Origin of the sequence: Clostridium pasteurianum BC1 (assembly GCF_000389635.1) — a bacterium.
GTDB classification, from domain to species: Bacteria; Bacillota; Clostridia; order Clostridiales; family Clostridiaceae; genus Clostridium_I; species Clostridium_I pasteurianum_A.
This window is the reverse complement of sequence record NC_021182.1, coordinates 3,628,875-3,653,522: the sequence shown is the minus strand read 5'-3', so window position 1 is coordinate 3,653,522 and position 24,648 is coordinate 3,628,875. Positions and strand designations below refer to the sequence as shown.

Genomic DNA, 24,648 nt, shown 5'->3' with positions numbered 1-24,648 from the left:
TTTATATCTTAACGTGGTTAATATAATTATTGACTGATATTAATATATAAACTATAAATTAAGTTGTCATAATAACCATAATTTTCCAATATATATATGATTTATTTTTTTATCTATATGAAGTATAATTGTAATAGTGAGGTGATAGTCATTGGAAAATAGTCTAGCAGAAGTAGTTGATAAGCTTCTTTTATTGCTTCCAACATTAGAAAAAAGACTTATAAGGCCTTTAGAGCTTGAAATAAAGCCTAGCCTTAGTATATTGCAGTATAATGCCTTATTTATTATGAAGAATGATGAAATACTGACTATGTCAGAATTATCTAATAAAATGTGTATATCAAAGCAGCAATTAACGCCTATGGTAGACAAACTTATTGATAATGAATTAGTTGAAAGAATGACTAATGAAAAGGACAGAAGGATAATTAATGTTAGACTTTCAGAAAGGGGTTATAATTTTTTAAATGATTCAAAGGCTGAGATAACTGAAGCACTAAAAAAGAGAATGGAAGTATTTGATCAAGATGAAGTGAATACCTTATTAAAAGCTATTGATGATATTTATAGTATAACTAAAAAACTTGGATAAAAATAATCTTTGCTTTAAAAGATTTCTAAAGAAATAATTAATCAGTGTATTAGCATTATTATTTGTTGTTTCTTTTAGATATTAATTTAATAAAGCAGGGATTATTTTTTTTTTTATGTTAAAAATAAGTTTAGTAGTTACTAAAGCTTTAGGAAGTGATAAAGTGAAAAAAAATATAATTTATTATTTAATAATTATAAACCTTACACTATTAGCCTTCAATTTTTTAGGAAAGATGGCCGCTATAAGAAAAATTATAGGTGTTGTAGATAAAGCTTTTTTAATTCCATTATTTGTTTCAATACTTATATATTATATTATAAGGCCTTTAAATAATATTTTCATTAAAAAGGGACTGGGTTATGGAAGATCAAGTATTCTTACTTTGATTATTTTTGCATTTGTTTTAAGTGGAGTATTTTATTATTTCAGCAATTATGCTTATGAGCAGTTCCAGCAAATTAGTAGTAAACTTTGGCAGATAATAAATGATAGGAAGAATATTGATGGAATTATAAATTGGGTTAATAATTTTATAAATGTAGAGGAAATATATAGTTTGGCAACACTAATGGTTAAGCATTACATTCAAGGAATAGGATATAATTTTAAACGAATTATAAGCTATTTTATGAATGCCTTTTCTATGGTTCTTCTTATAATTGTTATAGTTTTTTACATGCTTAAGGATGGTCATAAATTTAAGGAAAAACTATTAACTTTTATACCTGAAAAGTATAGGGATACTTCAGACAGGATATGTGACAATTGTGATGATGTATTAAGTCATTATGTTACAGGTCAGGCGAAGGTTGCTCTATCACTGTCAATAATGATATTTATAGGTTATATAATAATAAAAATGCCAAATGCAATGTTGCTTTCAAGTATAACTTTTGTTCTTGCATTTATACCTTTTATTGGATTTTTCATATCTATGATAATTCCGGTAATTATAGCCTTAAGTATGGGATTATCCATGATAATAAAGCTTATAGTTGTTTTTATAATAGTTCAGACATTAAAGGGCAGAATAGTTGTTCCTGCTATAATGTCAAAAAGTATGAATATTCATCCCTTGACGGATATATTTTTAGTGATTTCAGCGATTTCCATTGCGGGACCCTTTGCAGCTTTTGCAGTAGTGCCAATTTATGCAATAATAAAAAATACAATTATTATCTTAAAAAAGATAGCCTACAAGAAGGCTAACTAACATTAGCACTTTAGTATAATATTTTTTACAAGAATTACTCTTAATAATTAATTTGAAAACATAAAAGTTGATTCAAATTATAGAATAAGTGCTTTGGGTATGGTTGTAGTCTAAAAGCTTGTAATTTGTTTTGGCTTTAATATATAATTAAAATATGAAAACTTATCAGCTAAAGAGGGATTTCTGTTGTATATTAATATAAATATAAAAAATGAGCAGCGGTATAAAAGCTGCTCATTTATTTTAGGATTTAATCTAACAATCCATGAACTTCACAATAGCATAAAGACTTTAATTTCTCTATTTTGAAATTTGCATCTGCCAATATTTCTGGCCAAAACTTAACAGTATCAATTACTCTTCTTTTTCTATCTTCAGGTAGTATTTCCCACGCTACAAGAGATGGGTGAGTTTTTGAATTGGAATTCTTTTCTTTTCCATAGACCCAACCAGCCTCTTTTTTCTGAAGACACCAACGCTTATGTTCGTAAGCACCCAAGGTATTTAATTCTTTTACTGTAAACTTAATGACACTTGCTTTTTCCTTAACAGAAACTATATCATAATTAATTCGATGCAGTGCATCAGGTATGTGTTTTATTTGATCTATACTGGTGTTCCTGATATCATCATCAATATTATTCCATAATTTGGAGGGAACTTTATGATCATTGTCAGCTTTTAACATTTCATGTTTTTGATAAGTGTTCATTGCAAGCGTTTCGATCTTTTCACTAAAAAATGCATCTTGCATTAAATGTCTTGAAAATTGTTCCTCATCCACGTGGAGTTTAAGCTGTTCTTTTGAAGGTAAATAGGATTGTTCCCATTTTTTTGCATTGGTCAGCATGCTCATTTCCATGATAGCCTCCATGGAACGTGACTCATGTTTATATCTTGCAACCTTTAGCATAGCTCTAAGTACACCGTTATCTATTTGAGCCTCGCCTTTTCCATTTATAAGATGTGGAACTTTACGTTCTATTAAGGAACGCAATAACATGGCTCTACGAACAATAAATAGCTGATCCCAATTTTCATCTGTCTGATTAGGACCTAGAATATTTACATAGCCCCTTAAACGACTTATAAAGTCAGGTCCTTTAGCGCTTTGAAATTCCCTCATAAAATATTTTTGTTCTTTTTCATCTTCGATTTCTTCACCACAGAACTGTTCAAAGGTACTGCTTGTTCCACCAGCAAACACGAAGATAGCCTTTCCAATAGGATGAATAGAATCACCTTCTCTAAATACACCATCCTGCATTGGAGCTAGGAAGTACTTTAGCCACCCTAGCTTTGTGGCAAAACTGGAGTCAAATTCATCAAAAAATACTAAGGGCAGTTTACCTTCTAGAGAAAGATCTCTAACTTTATGGAAGGCATTGTTTAAATCTTCTAATGTCTGCAGCTGAGATAGATTGAAATTTATTTTTTTAATTAATCCAGGAGCAATACTGGAAGCCACTTCTGTTACACCAAAAGATTTTCCAGATCCAGGGGTACCAAATACAGCAATGGAAAGTGGACGAACAGTATTTTTGGTAGAGATATATTCCAGCATAAGATTTTTAATACTTCTATAACTTTCAATTTCTGTTCTATCAACGGTTTTTAAATTACCGAATCGAGCTATTGGTATAAATTTTAGGGCACTTTCCTCACCATTTTTAACTATATCATAGGCTATTTCGGCCAAATTAATAGAACTTTTATCTTTAATAATATACCAGCAAGCTCTGCAGTTTGGATTGTTGGAGTTACGTATTACCACATCCTGTATTTGTTCTTTATATATAAAATCATTTTCTCCTTCTGCAAATATATCAGAATTTGGACAGACTTCTGCCTCAGGATTTTTTCCAAAACCATGAATAAAATATTTCTGAGAATATACAATACCTTCCCGTATGCCTTCGCTTATGGATTCATTTAAATTCTCATCATTTAATATTCCAAAAACAATATTATGAGCAAGTCCTGCTGTAAAACAGGATAAAAGTCCATACATGCTGCCCTGACTATCTTTAATAAAATCCCCTTCAAATTCATTTGTGAGGAAATATAAACGGGATTCAGAGGTTCCATCATTTCTATAATGTATAGCACCTTCAAGGCCAAAAGGTACAATAAGGTGATGACATTTTGCGAGAAAAGAAAGACTTGGATTATTATTAAGCTGCCAAATAAAATCAAGAGCTGTTCTTTCCCAGGAAAGACTTCTACTTATGTTGACACCCTTTGAACGTAAATCATCAGCATTTATCACCACTATAGTATTTTCAATATGAAATTCTTCTAAATGCTTCCAAAGGCTATTAGAACCTATAGGATTGTTCATTTTATATATGACTACAGGTTTTTTATTGGGTGATTTTAGAGCTAAGGGCCAAAATTCTTCGCTGGAATTAAAACCATTGTCCTCATCATCTAATATAACCAAATCGGCATTTTCATCGTCATTAACTATTGGGAGTAATTTAGGTATTTCAGAACAGGGACCTGAATAACCCAAAAAGTTTTTTATTCTATATACTTTATCTTTATCACTTTTATTGCCACTTACAGAGAAGAGTCCTAGTTCTGAAGTAGAATGTAGCATTTCCTCTGGAAAAAGTCTATTTGAATAGTCTATTTCAGGGGATATTATAGGTAAATTTGTTGCAGAAGCTATAAGCTTTGATAAAAGTAGTGCTTCTCCTGGTTTTAAATCACTATGTACATAAGGATAAGATTGCCAGTTTAGATTCCCAACGCAGCTATTAGTTTTCCATTGTAATAGATTTATGCAAATGTCTCCAGACACAACAATTTTTATATTTTTATCATCCATAATTGGTACCCTCCTGTTATAAGTATCATAATTGATTAGGTAAAATAATTATAAAAATGGTATTTTAAATAACCTATGGAATCATTGATATAATTTAAATTCAATTATAAAAATTTAAAAAAGTTAAACAATTAATATAAATTTATGAATTATTTCATGAAAATAAGTTAATATTCCCTGATGATAGTATAAACGTTGTTAGATAGTTTTTCAAGTGATTATAATTATTTTATAATAATTATTACTATATCTTATTTTTATATAGTTTTTGTGCTAGCTAAGTGAATTAATTGTAGTATTAATGTATAATATAAAAGTAGAATTTTTTCAAAATAATTTCTATTTTTAGACTTTAGCATGTGAAAATAAATAGTAAGTGAAAGATGCTAGCTAGCATACTGACTAGTTATTTATTTGAATATGCTGATTATAGGGAGATGAGAGGATGAATTATAAATTAATTTGTATTGATATGGATGGAACTCTTCTAAACGATAAAAAAGAAGTAAGTGATGAAAATTTAAATACTTTAAAAAAGGCTAGTGGAAAAGGTGTAAAAATAGCAGTGTGTACAGGAAGGTTATTTGCTTCTGCCAGATATTACGCTGAACTTATTGGAGTGAAAGCTCCTGTTATAGCATCTAACGGTGCCTATATAAGAGAAAAGGATAGCGATGAGGTTATTTATGAACTTTCTATAGGAGTGGACAAATGTAAAAAATTGCAAAGTATACTTAATAAATATGATTTTAATATATATTATAATAAATATGATGCTGTAATTACACAAAATGGATTTTATGAAGGTAATACCTATGCTGCAATGAATAAAAATTTATCTGATAAAAATAAAATAAAATTAATTACTACAGAGGATATAGATAAGGTTATTGAAGAACAGGGAGATGATATTTTAAAATGTATTTGCATTAGTAATAATTATGAAGGCTTAGCTAAGGCAAGAGACGAAATATTGGAAGCTGGATATTATGAAGTGGTAAGTTCAAATAGAGATAATATAGAAATAATGATTGAAGGCGTAGCAAAGGGAAAAGCAGTTAGAGTATTGGCAGATTTCTATAACATTGCGAGGGAAGAGGTTATTTGTATCGGAGATAACGAAAATGATTTGTCAATGATAGAATTTGCAGGATTAGGTGTTGCTATGGGTAATGCCACTGATAGGGTAAAAAATATTGCAAATTATATAACAGAGACAAATAATAATAATGGAGTGGCAAAGGTAATAGAAAAGTTTATACTTTAAGAAAATATATATGATAAATACACAAATGTAATCCTTACTTTACTAATAATTTATTATAGGTTAATATAAATTTTATATATTTGGGTTCATAATTGTGAAAAGACGAAGAAAAACAGTAGACAGCAGAAAATTGACAGTAAAGTATGACTAATAGAGTGGGGGACGTAAAATGATTTTGGAAAAGGAAAATTTAAATATAGTTTTGTTTCAACCAGAAATACCTCAGAATACTGGTAATATAGCAAGAACTTGTGTGCTCACAAATAGTAAATTGCATTTAATAAAACCTCTTGGCTTTAGCCTGGATGAAAAACATCTTAAAAGGGCAGGGCTTGATTATTGGGATGAACTGGACATGAATTTATATGATTCCTTTGAGGAATTAAGAAGGAAATATGAAAACTCAACCTTTTATTTTTCTACTACTAAAGGTAAAAATTACTATGATGATGTAAAATTTAAACAGGGAGATTTTGTGGTGTTTGGAAGAGAATCCTGTGGTCTTCCAGATGAAATAAGAGATAGTGATCCACAAAGATGTATAAGAGTTCCTATGATAAAAACTAGTCTAAGGTCTCTTAATCTTTCTAATACAGTAGCTATAGTAGCTTATGAGGGAATAAGACAAATTGGATTTCCCAATATGAAATAAGGCATATGAAAATAGACTAGCATATTGACTAGTTATTATGCCTAAAGGTAGAATTATATAAATAGTCTAATAATTGATGGTGGCTGTTTGTATTAAAATTACTAATAAAATAGGGAGAAATTTTAATGGAAAAAATTAAAATTATAACTGTAAGTACCTCAGATTTGAATGAGGACATAATAAAAAAGTATGATATAGAGGTACTTCCTCTTACTGTAAATATAGGTGAAAAATCTTATTTAGATGGTGTGGACATAACTACATCTAAATTATTAGAAATTATGAAAAACGAAACAAGATTTCCAACTACTTCTCAGGTTAATCCTCAAAGATATCTTGAATGTTTTGAAAAATATCTTAATGAAGGATATAAAATATTGCTTTTAAATATGTCCTCAAAAATGAGTGGAACATATCAGTCATCCTGTATAGCTAGAGATATGCTTGAAAAAAAGGAAGATGTGGTAGTCATTGACACTTTAAATGTTACCTCAGGGCTTGGAGTTATTGTTCTTAAGGCATGTAGATTAAGAGAAGAGGGTTTTAGTCTTTATGAAATAAAAAGTAAAATTGAAGAGTCTATTCCACATGTTAAGAGTGCTCTTGTATTCAATAGTCTAGATAATCTGGTAAAGGGAGGAAGGCTATCACGGACTGCAGGGGCCATAGGAAGCATTTTAGGTATAAAGCTTATACTGGAAGTGAAAGATGGGGAAATGTCAGTAATGAATAAAGTCAGAGGAACTAAAAAAGCAGTGAAGACCGTTTTGGAATATACTGATAACTTAGGTTTTAGTGAAAAGGATACAGCCATATTACTACATATTGATGAAGAAGAAATAAGATCTAGTTTAAGGGCAAATATGGAAAGCAATAATAATAATTTTATAGAATGTGAAGTTGGGTGTGTGGTTGGGGCACATTGTGGAGCTCATGCCTGCGGAATATTTTTTATTGAAAAATATTAAATGAATTTATTTATAGTTAATTAAATATGGTATAATTATTTTAATATAAGGCATCATGAAAAAATAATTAATTATTTTCAGATGCCTAAATAATTAATTCAGATTTAGGTGATGATATGAATTTAGATTTTAATTTAAATTTAACACAGCAGCAAAAACTTGTAATGACTCAACAGATGCAATTATCTGTAAAGCTTTTGCAAATGTCAAATTATGAACTTTTAGATTATGTTAATAAAGAGGTACAGGAAAATCCCGTAGTTGATATAGAGCCTTCAGATATAGTACAGGAAAAAAATGATGAAATTGATTATAACAAATTGTCTCAATATTTAGAATCTGATAATTATAATAGCAGAGAAATTTCAAGAGATAATGAAGAAGTATCACCATTAAATTTTATATCGGAGCGGAAATCCTTAAAAGATTTTTTGAAAGACCAGATTATAGACTTGCTTGAAAATGATTACATTAAATCTATATGTTATTATATCATTGAATGTATAAATAGTTCAGGTTATTTAACAGAAAATATAGAGGAATTATCAGAGACTTTAAAAGTAGATAAAAAATATGTCTACGAAAGCCTAGAGATAGTACAATCATTAGAACCTATAGGGGTTGGTGCTAGGAACTTAAAAGAATGCTTAAAAATACAAGCTGAAAAAAAGGGTATATTGGATAAGAATCTTCAGGATATAATAGATAAATATTTAGAAGATATAGCTGAAAATAGATATAATAAAATTGCTAAGGATTTAAATATTACAATCCAAGAGGCTCAAGCTTATGGAGATAGGGTAAAGAATTTTGAACCAAAACCTTCAAGAGGCTTTTATACTGGAGATGAAACTGAGTATATTATACCTGATGCTTATATAAAGCAAATTGACGACCAATTATATATTATAATGAATGATAATTTTATTCCCAAGCTATCCATTAATAATTTATATAAAAATATTTTGAATGATTCTCAAGATGAAGATGCAAAGAAATATGTGAAAGAAAAAATCAATGGGGCCACATTTCTTATAAAGAGTATAGACATGAGAAGAAATACCATATATAAAGTTATTGAACAAATTGTTGATATACAAAGAGATTATTTTTTAGATAAGGGTAGCTATTTAATACCTATGACCTTAAAGGATATTTCTGAGAGAATAAATATGCATGAATCCACTGTCAGTAGAGCTATTAAAGAAAAATATATAAATACAGATAGGGGAATTATAAAAATTAGAGATCTATTTACCACATCCGTTAGTAATAATAAAGAGGAGGATTTATCTACGGTTAAGATTAAAAATTATATTAAAGATATAGTTGATAAAGAAGATAAGTCAAAACCAATTTCAGACCAGGATATCTGTAATATATTAAAAAATGAAGGTATGGGTATTTCTAGGAGAACTGTAGCGAAATATAGGGATGAATTGGGGATAAAATCATCCAGCAAAAGAAAAAGATTTTAGATTTTCAGATTTTTAACAAAATAATTTAGACTTTTTTTGAAAATACTATTTAAAAATAAGTTTATTTATTCTATAATAATAACTGGGACATGAATTGAGTTACTGGGACATCAGTAGGCCAGAGGGGTGGTTTAATTGCAGGATATTTTAAAATTACAGCAAAAAATTGTTCCGGAGCTTATGGATTTACTTGAGAAAAGGTATAATATACTTAGAGCAATTTACTATAATCAGCCAGTTGGAAGAAGAATTTTAGCAAATCATTTAGAAATGGGAGAAAGAGTAGTCAGAACGGAGATTAATTTTTTAAAAAAGCAAAACTTAATCAATATAAGTACACCTGGGATGACAGTTACCTCAGAAGGTGAAGAGATAATTGATAGGCTGAAAGATTTTATACACGAAATTAAAGGTTTAAGTGAAATAGAAGAGGCTCTAAAACAAACTTTAAGAATTAAAAAGGTTGTAATTGTGCCAGGAGATGTAGAAGAAGATCATACAGTTATGAATGAACTTGGAAGGACTGCTGCACAATATGTAAGGGGAATACTTAAGGACAATACTATTATAGCAGTTACTGGTGGTACTACTATAAAAGAAGTTATTGATAATTTATCCTATATTCCTTATTTTAAAAATACCATAGTAGTTCCAGCAAGGGGAGCTATGGAAAGAAAAGTTGAAACAGAAGCCAATACTCTTGCTGCTAGTTTAGCAAATAAATTAGGAGCTACATATAAACTTTTAAATGTTCCAGAGAATTTAAGTGATGTGGCTTTCAGTACAATTCTTAATGAAAAAAGTATTAAGAATGTTATAGATATATTACATGATGCAAATGTTGTTATTTATGGAATTGGTCGAGCTGATGAAATGAGTACAAGGAGAGGCTTAAGCCAAGAGGAAACTAACATTATATTAGAAAAAGGGTCAGTTGGAGAAGCTTTTGGTTATTATTTTAACAAAAGAGGAGAAGTAGTTTACTCAACTCCATCAATAGGATTAAAAATAGAAGACATTAGGAAACTTGAAAATCTTATAGCCGTAGCTGGTGGAAAGTCAAAAGCAGACGCTATAGCATCTGTACAGCTTAATAATGAAAAAAATATTCTCATTACGGATGAGGGTACAGCAATGGAGATATTAAACATGGCTAATGATAATTATGATAATTAGTGAAACAATTGTTTATTAAAGTATTTATTTATAGCACTTAGTAAATAATATGTTTTGTTAATATATAAATTGCTAATAATTATATATTTACATATAATTTTAGAATATTTTATTTTGGAGGTAGTAAAATGACAAAAGTAGCTATTAATGGTTTTGGAAGAATAGGAAGATTGGCATTAAGAAGAATTCTTGAAGTACCTGGTTTAGAGGTTGTTGCAATCAACGATTTAACTGATGCAAAAATGTTAGCACACTTATTCAAATATGATTCATCACAAGGTAGATTCAATGGTGAAATTGAAGTTAAAGAAGGAGCTTTCGTTGTTAATGGTAAAGAAGTTAAAGTTTTCGCTGAAGCAGATCCTGAAAAATTACCATGGGGAGAATTAGGAATAGACGTTGTTCTTGAATGTACTGGTTTCTTCACAAAGAAAGAAAAAGCTGAAGCTCATGTAAGAGCTGGCGCTAAAAAAGTTGTCATTTCAGCTCCTGCTGGAAACGACTTAAAGACAATAGTATTCAATGTTAATAATAATGATCTTGATGGAACTGAAACAGTTATATCAGGTGCATCATGTACAACTAACTGCTTAGCTCCAATGGCTAAAGTATTAAACGATAGTTTTGGAATAGAAAAAGGATTTATGACTACAATTCATGCTTATACTAATGACCAAAATACATTAGATGGCCCACACAGAAAAGGTGATTTCAGAAGAGCTAGAGCTGCTGCTGTCAGCATAATTCCTAACTCAACTGGTGCTGCTAAAGCTATTGCACAAGTTATCCCAGAATTAAAAGGTAAATTAGATGGAAATGCTCAAAGAGTTCCAGTTCCAACTGGTTCAGTAACTGAATTAGTTTCAGTTCTTAAGAAAAACACTACAGTTGAAGAAATTAATGCTGCTATGAAAGCAGCTGCAGATGAGTCTTTCGGATACACTGAAGATGAAATAGTTTCTGCAGACGTTGTTGGAATATCTTATGGTTCATTATTTGATGCAACTTTAACTAAAATTGTAGATGTTAATGGATCACAATTAGTTAAGACTGTTTCTTGGTATGATAATGAAATGTCATATACTTCACAATTAGTTAGAACTTTAGAATATTTCGCTAAAATTGCAAAATAGTCTTAAAAGTTAATAATTGAAAGTTTAAAATGTGAACATAGTAAATAGGTCTGGTTTTGTAGTTAAGGCTATGAGGCTGGGCCTTTTTAAAACTAAATATGTAAATTTAGATTCTAATAGATATAATAAAACATATTTTAAAATAATTTTTATGAGGTGAAATAATATGTCATATAATAAAAAGACAATTGAAGACATCGATGTTAAGGGTAAAAGAGTATTAGTAAGATGTGATTTTAATGTACCTTTAAAAGATGGCGTTATAACTGATGAAAACAGACTTAATGGTGCACTTCCAACTATAAAATATTTAACAGAAAAAGGTGGAAAGGTTATCCTTTGCTCACACCTTGGAAAAGCTAAAGGCCCAGATCCAAAGCTTACTCTTGCACCAGTTGCAAAGAGACTTTCAGAGTTACTGGGAAAAGAAGTTGTTTTCGCTGCAGATGATACTGTTGTAGGAGAAAATGCTAAAAAAGCTGTTGAAAACTTAAAAGAGGGAGAAGTTGTTCTTCTTGAAAATACAAGATACAGAAAAGAAGAAGGAAAGAATGAAGAAAACTTCTCAAAGGAATTAGCTTCACTTGCTGATGTATATGTAAATGATGCTTTTGGTACAGCTCATAGAGCACACTGCTCAACAGTTGGTGTAACTCAATTCGTTAAAACTGCTGTATGCGGATATTTAATCCAAAAAGAATTAAAATTCTTAGGAGAAGCAGTAGAGAATCCAGTAAGACCTTTCGTTGCAATTCTTGGTGGTGCTAAAGTTTCAGATAAAATCAATGTTATAAACAATCTTCTTGAAAAAGTTGATACACTAATCATTGGTGGAGGAATGGCTTACACATTCTTAAAAGGACAGGGATATACTATTGGTAAATCACTTGTTGAGGAAGACAAAGTAGAATATGCAAAAGAAATGCTTGAAAAAGCTAAAGCTAAGGGTGTAAAATTATTACTTCCAATTGATAACGTAGTTGGAGCTGAATTCAGTGCTGATACTAAACCTGTAACTACTGATGATGCTAATATTCCAGAAGGATACATGGGTCTTGATATTGGACCTAAAACATCAGGAGAATATGCTGCAGCTGTTAAAGAAGCTAAAACAGTTATTTGGAATGGACCAATGGGAGTATTTGAGTTTGAAAACTTTGCTAAGGGAACAATTGCTGTTGCTAAGGCTATGTCAGAAGCTGATGCTACAACAGTTATAGGTGGTGGAGATAGTGCTGCTGCTGTTAACCAATTAGGCTTTGGAGACAAAATGACTCATATTTCAACTGGTGGTGGTGCTTCACTTGAATTCTTAGAAGGAAAAGAACTTCCAGGAATAGCAGCACTTAATGATAAATAATTAAGATTCATAGATATATATGTAGAATAGAAAAATGATTTAAGAAATTTTTCTATTCTGCCTTTGTGTATAATAAATATTATTACAAAATTTATTTACAGACTCTTTGTTAATGATATGATATAACTGAAGAATAAATGATTATAAAGTAAAATATTAATATCAATGAATCTTACTTAGTGGGAGTTTGTATTCCCGCTAAGTTTAGATGAATTATCCAGGGACGTGCCGATGTTATCTCCACCCTCTAAAGGTGGAGTGTTACAGCGGCTAGTCATCGGATAAATTCTATATTATAAAATTGGAGCGTGAATTATAATGAGTAGAACACCAATAATAGCTGGAAACTGGAAATTAAATAATACTATTAATGAATCTTTAAAACTAATTGAAGAATTAAAACCACTTGTTAAGGATGCAAAGGCAGAAGTTGTTGTAGCGCCTACTTCTATTGCTTTGGAAACAGTTGTAAAAGCTGTTAAGGGAACAAATGTTAAAGTGGCTGCACAAAACGCTCATTTTGAAGAAACTGGAGCCTTCACTGGAGAAATATCTTTAAAAGCACTTCAAGAATTAGGTGTAGAATATGTAATACTTGGACATAGTGAAAGAAGAGAATATTTCAATGAAACAGATGCTGCATTAAACAAAAAAGTAAAGGCTGCATTTGCACATGGCATAATTCCAATACTTTGCTGTGGTGAAACTCTTGAAGAAAGAGAAGCAAATGTAACTAATGAAGTTACAGGAAAACAGATAAAATTGGATTTGGCAGGGTTAGATGCTGATAGCGCTGCAAAGGTTGTAATAGCTTATGAACCAATTTGGGCAATTGGAACAGGTAAAACAGCTACAGATGAGCAAGCTAATGAAACAATAGGAGCTATAAGAAAAACTGTTGCTGAAATTTTTGGACAGGAAGTAGCTGATAAAGTAAGAATTCAATACGGTGGATCAGTTAAACCTGGAACAATAAAAGCTCAAATGCAGCAGCCAGAAATTGATGGAGCACTAGTTGGAGGAGCAAGTCTAAAAGCTTCTGATTTTGCAGCTATTGTCAATTTCTAGACATAGGTTTAACAAAGGAATAAGTAAGTAATATACAATATAGTCTATTTTAGAGACATATTTTTATTACATTGTACATGAAGTATTTTCCCGATGACTACCCACTCTAATACTCCAATCGCACTCTGCAAAAGTGGGAGTAAAGAGTGGCTACGTCCCTGGATAGCGATTTACCCTAAAGGACAACGATTTCTAAGTACCAAAAATACCGATACTTAGAAATCTGTTTATAGAATAAAAAATTATTTTGTAAGATATGAAAGCCGAAGTGAAAAATTAAATATAAATTGTTTACACTTCGGCTTTAAAAAATAGTATTTATATAATATAATTTAGGTAAAGTACTCACAATTTGTAGCATTATTTTATTATAATAAATTATATAGATAAATTATCAATGTTTATTAGAACAAGATTACAGTGTATGGACTTGGTATTTATTTTAGAAAATTAAATTTATAAAATTGAAAATAGCATATAGATTATTTGATTTACCTATAAATTATTAGTTTATATGTGAATATATATTAATTTTTAAACATATGGAGGAATTGAAATGACTAAAAAACCTGTTATGCTAATGATTTTAGACGGATTTGGATTAACTGATAAAGTAGAGGGAAATGCAGTAAAGGCAGCTAATAAACCAAACATTGATAATATATTTACTCATTATTATAATACAACTTTAGGGGCCAGTGGATTAAGTGTTGGACTACCTAATGGACAGATGGGAAATTCAGAGGTTGGACATTTAAATATTGGTGCAGGAAGAATTGTGTATCAATCACTTACAAGAATAACTAAAGCCATTGAGGATGGAGAGCTATTTAAGAATGAAGCTTTAGTTAAAGCAGCAGATAATGCATTAAATAATGATTCAGCATTGCACCTAATAGGACTTTTATCACCTGGTGGAGTTCATTCACATATTGAACATTTAAAGGGTCTGTTAAAGCTTGCTAAACAAAAGGGTGTTAAAAAAGTATTTGTACATGCTTTCTTAGATGGTAGAGATGTAGCACCAGGTTCAGCAAAGGAATATGTAACAGAGATTGAAGAGTACATGAAAGAAATTGGTATTGGTAAACTAGCCAGTGTTTCTGGAAGATACTATGCAATGGATAGAGACAATAGATGGGAAAGAGTACAACTTGCATACAATGCATTAGTACTTGGAAAAGGTGAAACTGCAAATAGTGCATCAGAAGCTGTAGAAAAATCTTATCATGATAATAAGACGGATGAATTTGTTCTTCCAACAGTTATAGTTGAAAATGGTAAGCCATTAACTACAATACAAAATAAGGATTCAGTAATATTCTTTAACTTTAGACCAGATAGAGCTAGAGAGTTAACAAGAGCTATAAATGATAAAGAATTTGATGGCTTTGAGAGAGAAGCTCTAAATTTAACTTTTGTAACTTTAACAGAATATGATTCAACCTTAGAAGGCGTTGAAGTGGCTTACAAACCAGAGCATCTTACTAATACTTTAGGAGAATATGTAAGTAAGCTTGGTAAAAAGCAGTTGAGAATTGCTGAAACTGAAAAATATGCTCATGTAACCTTCTTCTTTAATGGTGGAGTTGAAGAACCAAATAAGGATGAGGATAGAGCATTAATATCTTCTCCAAAGGTAGCAACTTATGATCTTAAGCCAGAAATGAGCGCTTATGAAGTTACAGATGAATTATTAAAGAGATTGGATTCAGATCAATATGATATGATTATATTAAATTTTGCCAATCCTGATATGGTGGGACATACTGGTGTGTTTGAAGCAGCTAAGGCAGCAATAGAAGCTGTAGATGTATGTTTAGGCAAAGTTGTGGATAAGATACTAGAGAAAGATGGTACTGTATTTATTACAGCTGACCATGGTAATGCAGAGCAAATGTTGGATTATTCTACAGGAAAGCCAATGACAGCACATACAACTGATCCTGTACCATTTGTATATGTAAGCAATGATTCAAAGGAACTTAGAGATGATGGAGTATTGGCAGATATAGCACCTACAATGCTTGAGGTTATGGGACTTGAAGCACCAGCTGAAATGACTGGAAAAAGCTTAATAAAAAAATAACAAAAAGGTTACACTATTGATGGTATTGTTTGGGTAATATTTATTAGAATAAAATGCAAGGATTAAAATTTAATTCTAAGGGTTTGAATAATACTATATTTAATTTTTATGGTCATTATGATTAATATAGTTTATTAATAAATAATTTTTTATGGGAGGAATTTATTATGAGTTTTGAAGTTGAAATCGTAGATGTCTATGCTAGACAAATTTTGGATTCGAGGGCTACTCCTACAGTGGAAGTAGAAATTACTTTGGAGGATGGAACTATAGGAAGAGCAGCAGTTCCTTCAGGTGCTTCTACAGGAATTTTTGAAGCAGTTGAGCTTAGAGATGATGATAAAAATGTATATAATGGTAAGGGTGTATTGAAGGCAGTTGACAATGTTAATAGTATTATTGCTCCAGAACTTATAGGAAGAAGTGTTTTTGATCAAGTGGCAATCGATAATGCTTTACTTAAATTAGATGGAACAGATAATAAGGCAAAACTTGGCGCTAATGCAACTCTTGGTGTTTCTCTGGCAGTAGCAAGAGCGGCAGCAGCATATCTTGGAGTAAGTTTATATTCATATATAGGGGGAGTAAATGCAAAAGTTTTACCTGTACCTATGATGAACATATTAAATGGTGGTAAACACGCAGATAACAATGTAGATCTTCAGGAATTTATGATTCAGCCAGCAGGAGCTAAAAGCTTTAGTGAAGCACTTAGAATAGGTGCAGAAGTTTACCATGCATTAAAGGGTAATCTTAAAGCTAAAGGCCTTGAAACTGCTGTAGGTGATGAAGGTGGTTTTGCTCCAAATTTAAAGAGTAATGAAGAAGCCATTCAAGTTATAATTGAGGCTATAAAAACAGCAGGATATGAACCGGGAAAAGATGTGTATATTGCACTTGATCCAGCATCCTCAGAATTCTATGAAGATGGTAAATATAATCTTGCAGGAGAAGGCAAAGTTCTATCAGCATCAGAAATGGTAGATTACTATGAAAACTTAGTAAATAAGTATCCAATAATCTCCATAGAGGATGGTTTGGCAGAAGATGATTGGGAAGGTTGGAAGCAGCTTACTGACAGACTTGGCAGTAAAATTCAACTTGTTGGAGATGACCTATTTGTAACTAATACTGCTAGATTAAAAACTGGAATTGAAAAAGGAGTTGCAAATTCAGTTTTAATTAAATTAAACCAAATCGGAACATTAACTGAAACTTTAAATACTATAGAAAGAGCTGAAAGAGCAGGTTATACTGCTGTTGTTTCTCATAGATCAGGAGAAACAGAAGATACAACTATAGCTGATTTAGTTGTGGCAGTTAATGCAGGACAAATTAAAACTGGTGCACCAGCAAGAACAGAAAGAGTTGCAAAATACAATCAACTTTTAAGAATTGAAGAAGAACTTGGCGAAATCGGAGAATACAGAGGCCTTGATGCATTCTACAATTTAAAGAGATAGTAATTTTAAGCTAAATTTAAATTAGACATCTTCAAAATATACGTCGCATCTTTGAATTGTTATTTATTTTCAGATGCCTTAGACATCTTGGCTATTTATTTGAAGATGACCTAGGTTATATATAGGGAACCACTTGATGAATTAATTCATCAAGTGGTTCTTTATATTGTAATAATTAATTAAATATGCTAAAATGAATAATGTTGAACATAATGCCTAAAATTAAATATAAATAATCATAGTAAAATTTGTTTTTACATATAACAGATTAAGCTGTTTTTTAAAGATAATAAGTGGGTAGTATAGTGTTATTTTTTAGATGTTTAAATTGCCTATAGGAGGTTTTACTTGTGCACAATTTATTAATAATTATTCAGGTGATAGCAGCTATTGTTGTTATAGTTTCTATTCTAATGCAACCTAGTAAAATGGATGGATTTACTAATTTTGTTTCTGGAACCACAGATACATTTTTTTCAAGAAATAAATCTAAGACTCGTGAATCTATGCTTGCTAGAGTAACTATTGTTTTTTCCGTAATATTTGCACTTTCGGTTATTGCACAAAATTTACCAAGATTTATACAAAAATAAGATTAAGTGAGGTATAATTCTATTAGTACTTAGAATTATACCTTTTTTATTATAGAAATTAATTTTATAAAATTTACTAATTAGGTCTAAAAATATAATTATTTATGAATATTATATCTTTAATAGTTAAAAATTAAGATATATATTATTTTGAATGGAGTTGAAATTATGAATTTAAGAGAAATGATAGTGCCATTTATGCGAGAACAAGCATATAAGCCTATGGATATATTAGAGCTTTCAAGAATATTTGATATCAGAAAATCAGAAACAAATAATTTTAAGAAGCTTTTAAATGATATGGAGCAAGAAGGACTTATTGTTAAAAATAGGACAAAACATTATGGTATACCAGAGAGAATGGGACTTGTAGTAGGTAAACTTCAAGGAAATGCCAAGGGGTTTGGTTTTGTAATATGTGAACTGGAAAGACCGGATATTTTTATACCCAGTTCTTTTATGAATGGAGCTATGAATGGAGATAGAGTAGTAGCTAAGATAACAAGAGAAGAAAATGGTGGGAAAAAATGTGAAGGTGAAATAATAAGAATATTGGAAAGAGCTAATAAGACCATAATAGGAGTATATGAAGATAGTAAAAATTTTGGCTTTGTAGTTCCTGATGATGTTAGAATACACCAGGATGTATTTATACCTAAGAGTGTTAAGGGAAAAGCCCAAACAGGAGATGTAGTTATTGCAGAAGTAATAGAATGGCCAGAAAAGAGAAGAAATCCAGAAGGTAAAATAGTTGAAATATTAGGTAAAAAAGAGGATAAGGGAGTAGACATACTGACTATTATAAAAAAGCACAAGCTTCCAGAGGAATTTCCTGATAATGTATTAAAATTTGCAGAAAATATACCAGATACTATACCAAAAGAAGAGTATAAAAATAGAAAAGATATAAGAGATATTAAAATGGTTACTATAGATGGAGAAGATGCAAAGGATTTGGATGATGCCGTATCTATACAAAAATTAGATAATGGCAACTATTATCTGGGTGTTCATATTGCGGACGTTTCTAACTATGTTAGAGAAAAGAATCCACTAGATAAAGAGGCTATTTTAAGAGGAACCTCCGTTTATCTCATAGATAGAGTTATACCTATGCTCCCAAAGAAACTTTCTAATGGCATATGCAGTTTAAACCCTAAAGTAGATAGATTGGCACTTAGTTGTTTTATGGAAATAGATAAAAGTGGTGAAGTGGTTAATCACGATGTATTTGAAAGTATAATAAAAACAAATGAGAGAATGACTTATACAGATGTAACTAAGATACTTAGAGATAAAGATACGGAAACTATAAAAAAATATGATTATTTATATGAAGACTTTATAGCTATGGGTGAACTATGCGATATTCTGTACAAAAGGAGAATGAATAGAGGAGCCATAGACTTCGACTTTCAAGAAAGTAAAATTATATTAAATGAACAGGGAAAACCAATTGATATAAAGCCCTACGAAAGGGCCGTAGCAAATAGGGTAATAGAAGAATTTATGTTGGTATGCAATGAAACTATAGCAGAGCATATGTTTTGGACTAATCTTCCCTTTGTTTACAGAATTCATGAAGATCCAGACACAGAAAAGCTGGAGCATTTTAATGAATTTGCCCATAATCTTGGCTATGTAGTTAAATGGGGAAGTAAAGTTCATCCAAAGGAATTGCAAAAAATTATTGAGGAAGTAAAGGGGAAAAAGGAAGAAGCCGTAGTAAGTACATTATTATTAAGATCCCTGAAGCAAGCAAGGTATTCTCCTGAATGTGTAGGGCATTTTGGGCTTGCTGCTAAATATTACTGCCACTTCACCTCACCTATAAGAAGATATCCTGATCTTATGATACATAGAATAATAAAGGAGTTTCTACATGGAAAAATAGATGGGGAAAGATCAAAAAAATTAGTTGGAATTGTTGACTATGCCTCTGTACAGTCTTCAGATATGGAACGAGTAGCCCAGGAAGCGGAAAGAGAAGTAGATGATCTTAAAAAGGCTGAATACATGAAGGATAAGATTGGTGAAGAATATGATGGTATAATATCTTCTGTAACGAATTTTGGAATATTTGTAGAACTTCCTAATACTATTGAAGGACTAGTGCATATAAGTGATTTAAGTGATGATTACTATATATACGATGAAAAACATTTAAGTCTTATTGGCGAAAGAACTAAAAAAATATATAGACTTGGAGATGAAGTGAGAATAGAGGTGCAAAAGGTTGATTTAGCTTCTCATGAAATTTATTTTAAGATTCCTAAGGAAAAGGAAGATGAAGCTAGAGATAATAATCTAACGGAAGAAAAACTAGAAGAAAATGAAGATTTAGATTCAAAAGAGAAAATAGAAGAAATTCATCTTCCAAGAGCAGTGAAAGATATAGGTAATGTGTATAAACCTGAAATAAGTGATGAAGAGGAATAAAATAATGTGAATAACTTTAATTGTTAATTGAAGATAAAATGGAATAATATAGAAATTTAAAATTGACGTATATGAATATTTGCAGTATAATAAATTACTGCAATAAACTAAAGTAGGTGTTTTTATGGCTAAACAGAGTAAGACTAATAAGACATTAGCTGAAAATAGAAAAGCTAGACATGATTATTTCATAGAAGAATCCATGGAATGTGGAGTAGAACTTGTAGGTACAGAAGTAAAATCTATAAGACTAGGCAAAGCTAATCTTAAGGATAGTTATGCAGAAATAAATAATGGGGAAGTATTTATGTGTAATGTACATATAAGTCCCTATGAACAGGGAAATATATTTAATAGAGATCCTCTTAGAAAGAGAAAACTTCTTTTGCATAAAGAAGAAATAGGAAAACTTGAGGCATATACTTCACAAAAAGGATATACCTTAGTTCCCCTATCTTTATATCTTAAAAATGGCAGAGTTAAGGTACAGCTTTCTGTAGCTAAAGGTAAAAAGGATTATGATAAAAGAGATGCTATGTTAGAAAAAGCTGCAAAAAGAGAAATTGACAGACAAATGAAGGAAAGAATGAAACAGTAGAAAAAATTTACAAATTTTACTTAAAAATAATACTTGATTAACTTGTGCACATAGTGTAATATGTAGTTACAGTAATTGATAAACAAATAAAAATTTAATATATTTGTGAAAGCTATTGTTTTGCGTATGACCTTTGTTGCAATGTGAAATATTAGTTCCACTGAGTGGTTAGTATTTTACAATAAATACTTTCATATTTATGAAGGTAATATGACAAGGGGGCGTACTTGGTTTCGACGGGGATACGTTGTACCTAGGAAGCGAGTCGAGGGAACCTGTGGACCCGCGTCAAAAAACTATGGGATTAAATATAAACGCTAAAAACGATAATTTAGCTTTAGCAGCGTAGTCTGCTACGTCCGCCTTTTGAGTCCCACGGCTTAAGGATGGGCGTCGACAGTGGGGAAACGAGTCTAGGAAAGCTTTGACCTAGAAACGGGATTTATGAAGCTACTAAAGTCGGAAGCCTGTCTCTTGGCGTCTGATGGAGGGAATGTTAAAAGGGAGACTGCACTCGGAGATGCTTAGATATTACTATTTTCGGACAGGGGTTCGATACCCCTCGCCTCCACCAATGAAGATAAACCCACATTAAAAGTGATTTTAATGTGGGTTTTTTAGCATATGAAAACTGTTAATTATTAAAAAATGTACATTCACCATCTATTATTCCAGCAATATATGCTTTTTCTTCTGGAGACAAAATATCATGACCTTTTAAACTAGGTGGTTATAGTGTAAACTAATTTATGGTTTTGTATGTACGTTAGTTGAGGCGATAAACAGAGTTTCATGCATTAGATTGAACATTGCAATACTAAATCCTCTTGTAATATGTTTAAGATATAATAAGTTTTATAATTCGTAGATAGAAATGAAAGGATAATATTTTAAAATGAGAATTAATAAACTTCTTAGTAATTTTGGTTTTTGTTCAAGGAGAGAAGCCAATAGACTTATTGAGAAAAATAGAATAACTGTAAATGGGCGACTTTGTGAACTGGGGCAATGGGTAGAGGAGAAGGATATTATCCTCATTGATAATAAGCCTATTCCTATGAAAGATAAAATTTATATTGCATTAAATAAACCGGTGGGAATTACCTGTACGGCAGCAAAGGAAGTAGAAAGCAATATAATTAATTTTATGAATTATCCAGAATATATTTTCCCTGTTGGCAGATTAGATAAAGCATCTCAAGGGTTAATATTAATGACAAATGATGGGAAGCTAGCCAATAAAATTTTGGAGTCAGAAAATAAACATGAGAAAGAATACATAGTAACTGTTAATAAGCCCTTTGATGATTTTTTCATGAAAGTAATGTCTGAAGGAGTGAAAATTTGTGGGGTTAAGACAAGACCTTGCAAAGTGAGCAGAGTTAAAGGAGATACTTTTCGTATTATTCTCACACAGGGACTGAATAAACAAATTAGAAGAATGAGTAAGGTTTTTGGATATACAGTTGTGCAACTAGAACGTATTCGAATTATTAATATAAAAATTGATGGTATAGATATGGGTAACTGGCGTAATCTTACAGAGGAAGAAGTAGCAGAATTAAAGAAACTGTAATATTCATTAAAAAAATTCAATACGGTTTTCAAGCTAGAATTATACAAGGTCAATTGTACTATAACATTAAAAATAAAGATTTCTGAGAATATTTGCTTGACGTAAGCAAAAGTTTAATAATAATTTCTAACATACATATTAGCATGATTTTTGGATAATTTAGCAATTTAAACAGCAATTTCTATGTGAAATTTTTAATCTAGTGTTAAATCAAAGTAAATTAATCACTAATGAGTATTATAAAATAAAAAAGAAATAGCATTTAATAAAAAATACTGTTATAATATAGCTAATTAGAGCGAAAATAACAAGTTCATAATCTTATAATTATACATGAAATTATTTAATAAAAATAAACTATCAATATTAAGAATATGACAAAAGATTGAGGGACATGTATTATGCTAGAAACTATACTCATAGCTATGTTGGCGGCAAAAATAAGAGGGTACAAGCTGAAACCATTTTTTATGTCTTGGGAAGTATATCCTGTATTAGCATTTATGGTTATATATATTTTTTTAAATATGACAGTGTTCTTTGAAAATTATAATTTTATAAAATTTGCTGGTATATTAGAACCCATTTATATCTGTACATTTTTAATTTTAATTATTAAATATAAACAATATTTCAGCGCCATTATAGGGTCAGCTTGCATTATTACAGGCACTATACTAAATAAGATAGCAATTTCAGCTAATGGTGGTAAAATGCCTGTGTTTCCAACATTATCATATTTAACCGGTTATGTTAAACCGGATGTCTTCATAAAAGTTAAGGATATACATGTTCTGGGAAATGAAGCCAGTAAACTAAAATTTTTAACTGATACTATTGATTTAGGATACAGTATTTTAAGTATTGGAGACATATTTATAAGACTTTTTACTTTTATAATTATTTTTAATACCATAAAGAGCATTAATAAAATTAAAAACTAAGTTCCTAAAAATACATTTTATATTGGTCTTAAAAAATAAGATTTTAACGATTTACTGAGGAGAAGAAGAATATGTTAAAAGTATCATTCTTAGAATTTATAATGAGAGGAATTCCTGAGGGATTATTATTATTTTTAGCAGCTTATGCCTTTACAAAAAATAAGATTCAATTAAACAGATACTTAATTTCCGTTATATTACTATCTGTTATTGTATATCTTATTAGACTTCTTCCAATTGAAAATGGAGCAGATTCTATGCTAAACCTAATTGTTTTTATTACATTGGCAATTTTTGCAAATGGATTTCCTGTTATTCAATCTATCAAAGTATGTATTGTCATAATGCTTCTTGAGTTTATATGTGAATTAGTAAATATTTTTTTTCTTCAGTTTATATTGGGAAAAGATTTAAATTTTCTTTTTAGAGATCAAATATTAAAAATATTATATAATAGCCCATCATTGCTGATTTTTGGTTGTATAGTAATAGTGTATTATATTAGATTATGTAAAAGAAAAGAGTTGAAATATATTTCATATGGAAAAGTTAACGAATAATATTGCTAATAAAGTTGCAGCAGAATTAAAGCTTGATAATAATAGTAGAGAGATAATTGCCTATGGGATGTTTGCTTTAATTCATATAGCTCTATCTATAATTCTTGTTATTATTTTTGGTCTCATGTTTCATGTTACAATAGAGGCACTTATTGTTTGCTTTTCGGGGAGCATACTGAGAAAATATTCTGGTGGTGCTCATGCAAGTTCCCCAGGTAAATGTGCTACTATAGGTACTATTATTTGTATTGGACAAGCATTGCTGTTATTATATTTATTTGGTTCTGTAATTAATCTTAAATTATTGTTATTTCTAGGCATTGTGATTTTTGTATGGTCTTATTATTTAATTTATAAATTAGCTCCGATAGACAGTCCAGCAAAACCAATAAAAACAAAGGAAAAAAAAATCAGGATGAAAAAATGGTCTGCTTTTGTTTTAAGTACTTACATGATAATTGTTGTGATTAATGTTGCTATCTATATTTTCTTCAGAGATACGAGGTTTTTGATTTATTCTCTATGCATATATGGAGGTACAGCTTGGCAGATATTTACTCTTACTAGAGTTGGACATAGCACAATGAATAAAATCGATGCTTTTTCAAATCATATATTAATAATTAAAAAAGGAGGTAATTAA

At 30.4% G+C, this 24,648-nt stretch carries 20 protein-coding genes and 1 other RNA gene; 20 read left to right on the top strand and 1 reads right to left on the bottom strand.

What is annotated here, in order from left to right; genetic code table 11:
• Positions 1 to 151: 151 nt before the first annotated feature.
• Positions 152 to 592, top strand: coding sequence for a MarR family winged helix-turn-helix transcriptional regulator (locus tag CLOPA_RS17225; RefSeq protein ID WP_015616709.1), 441 nt, complete (start codon positions 152 to 154; stop codon positions 590 to 592).
• Between the two features lie 115 nt (positions 593 to 707).
• Positions 708 to 1,808, top strand: coding sequence for an AI-2E family transporter (locus CLOPA_RS17220; RefSeq protein ID WP_015616708.1), 1,101 nt, complete (start codon positions 708 to 710; stop codon positions 1,806 to 1,808).
• Positions 1,809 to 2,058: 250 nt separating this feature from the next.
• Here CLOPA_RS17220 and CLOPA_RS17215 read toward each other — a convergent pair whose 3' ends face one another.
• The gene (locus tag CLOPA_RS17215; protein ID WP_015616707.1) at positions 2,059 to 4,641 is read right to left on the bottom strand and encodes a RyR domain-containing protein; all 2,583 of its coding nucleotides are present in this window, start codon (positions 4,639 to 4,641) and stop codon (positions 2,059 to 2,061) included.
• Positions 4,642 to 5,086: 445 nt separating this feature from the next.
• Between CLOPA_RS17215 and CLOPA_RS17210 the strand changes: the two genes are divergently transcribed.
• From CLOPA_RS17210 to CLOPA_RS17130, 18 genes are all read left to right on the top strand, one after another.
• Entirely contained in the window at positions 5,087 to 5,908 is an 822-nt protein-coding gene (locus CLOPA_RS17210) for a Cof-type HAD-IIB family hydrolase (RefSeq protein ID WP_015616706.1), read from the top strand.
• A 169-nt stretch (positions 5,909 to 6,077) separates the two neighbouring features.
• On the top strand, positions 6,078 to 6,560 hold the full coding sequence (locus CLOPA_RS17205) for a tRNA (cytidine(34)-2'-O)-methyltransferase (protein WP_015616705.1): 483 nt from the start codon (positions 6,078 to 6,080) through the stop codon (positions 6,558 to 6,560).
• Positions 6,561 to 6,685: 125 nt separating this feature from the next.
• A complete protein-coding gene (locus CLOPA_RS17200; RefSeq protein WP_015616704.1) occupies positions 6,686 to 7,528 on the top strand; it encodes a DegV family protein in 843 nt (280 codons plus the stop codon).
• A gap of 116 nt (positions 7,529 to 7,644) precedes the next feature.
• Positions 7,645 to 9,006: an RNA polymerase factor sigma-54 gene (gene rpoN / locus CLOPA_RS17195; protein WP_015616703.1), complete on the top strand. Its 1,362-nt coding sequence runs from the start codon at positions 7,645 to 7,647 to the stop codon at positions 9,004 to 9,006.
• Positions 9,007 to 9,141: 135 nt separating this feature from the next.
• Positions 9,142 to 10,182: a sugar-binding transcriptional regulator gene (locus tag CLOPA_RS17190; protein ID WP_015616702.1), complete on the top strand. Its 1,041-nt coding sequence runs from the start codon at positions 9,142 to 9,144 to the stop codon at positions 10,180 to 10,182.
• Between the two features lie 128 nt (positions 10,183 to 10,310).
• On the top strand, positions 10,311 to 11,315 hold the full coding sequence (gene gap, locus CLOPA_RS17185) for a type I glyceraldehyde-3-phosphate dehydrogenase (protein WP_015616701.1): 1,005 nt from the start codon (positions 10,311 to 10,313) through the stop codon (positions 11,313 to 11,315).
• A 166-nt stretch (positions 11,316 to 11,481) separates the two neighbouring features.
• Positions 11,482 to 12,675, top strand: coding sequence for a phosphoglycerate kinase (locus CLOPA_RS17180; protein ID WP_015616700.1), 1,194 nt, complete (start codon positions 11,482 to 11,484; stop codon positions 12,673 to 12,675).
• 318 nt (positions 12,676 to 12,993) lie between these two features.
• Complete coding sequence (gene tpiA, locus CLOPA_RS17175) at positions 12,994 to 13,743, top strand: triose-phosphate isomerase (RefSeq protein WP_015616699.1); 750 nt, start codon at positions 12,994 to 12,996, stop codon at positions 13,741 to 13,743.
• A gap of 556 nt (positions 13,744 to 14,299) precedes the next feature.
• A complete protein-coding gene (gene gpmI / locus CLOPA_RS17170; protein WP_015616698.1) occupies positions 14,300 to 15,832 on the top strand; it encodes a 2,3-bisphosphoglycerate-independent phosphoglycerate mutase in 1,533 nt (510 codons plus the stop codon).
• Positions 15,833 to 15,999: 167 nt separating this feature from the next.
• Entirely contained in the window at positions 16,000 to 17,295 is a 1,296-nt protein-coding gene (gene eno, locus CLOPA_RS17165; RefSeq protein WP_015616697.1) for a phosphopyruvate hydratase, read from the top strand.
• Positions 17,296 to 17,645: 350 nt separating this feature from the next.
• Positions 17,646 to 17,888 (top strand): preprotein translocase subunit SecG, encoded by a 243-nt coding sequence (gene secG, locus CLOPA_RS17160; RefSeq protein ID WP_015616696.1) that lies wholly within the window; start codon positions 17,646 to 17,648, stop codon positions 17,886 to 17,888.
• 168 nt (positions 17,889 to 18,056) lie between these two features.
• On the top strand, positions 18,057 to 20,327 hold the full coding sequence (gene rnr / locus CLOPA_RS17155) for a ribonuclease R (RefSeq protein WP_015616695.1): 2,271 nt from the start codon (positions 18,057 to 18,059) through the stop codon (positions 20,325 to 20,327).
• Positions 20,328 to 20,451: 124 nt separating this feature from the next.
• On the top strand, positions 20,452 to 20,925 hold the full coding sequence (gene smpB, locus CLOPA_RS17150) for an SsrA-binding protein SmpB (RefSeq protein WP_015616694.1): 474 nt from the start codon (positions 20,452 to 20,454) through the stop codon (positions 20,923 to 20,925).
• A gap of 217 nt (positions 20,926 to 21,142) precedes the next feature.
• Positions 21,143 to 21,499: a transfer-messenger RNA gene (gene ssrA / locus CLOPA_RS24515) on the top strand.
• Positions 21,500 to 21,820: 321 nt separating this feature from the next.
• The gene (locus CLOPA_RS17145; protein ID WP_015616693.1) at positions 21,821 to 22,501 is read left to right on the top strand and encodes a pseudouridine synthase; all 681 of its coding nucleotides are present in this window, start codon (positions 21,821 to 21,823) and stop codon (positions 22,499 to 22,501) included.
• A gap of 401 nt (positions 22,502 to 22,902) precedes the next feature.
• The gene (locus tag CLOPA_RS17140; protein ID WP_015616692.1) at positions 22,903 to 23,445 is read left to right on the top strand and encodes a DUF5317 domain-containing protein; all 543 of its coding nucleotides are present in this window, start codon (positions 22,903 to 22,905) and stop codon (positions 23,443 to 23,445) included.
• A 71-nt stretch (positions 23,446 to 23,516) separates the two neighbouring features.
• Positions 23,517 to 24,005, top strand: coding sequence for a hypothetical protein (locus CLOPA_RS17135; RefSeq protein ID WP_015616691.1), 489 nt, complete (start codon positions 23,517 to 23,519; stop codon positions 24,003 to 24,005).
• Entirely contained in the window at positions 23,986 to 24,648 is a 663-nt protein-coding gene (locus CLOPA_RS17130) for an accessory gene regulator ArgB-like protein (protein ID WP_015616690.1), read from the top strand. The genes CLOPA_RS17135 and CLOPA_RS17130 overlap by 20 nt, the downstream gene beginning before the upstream one ends.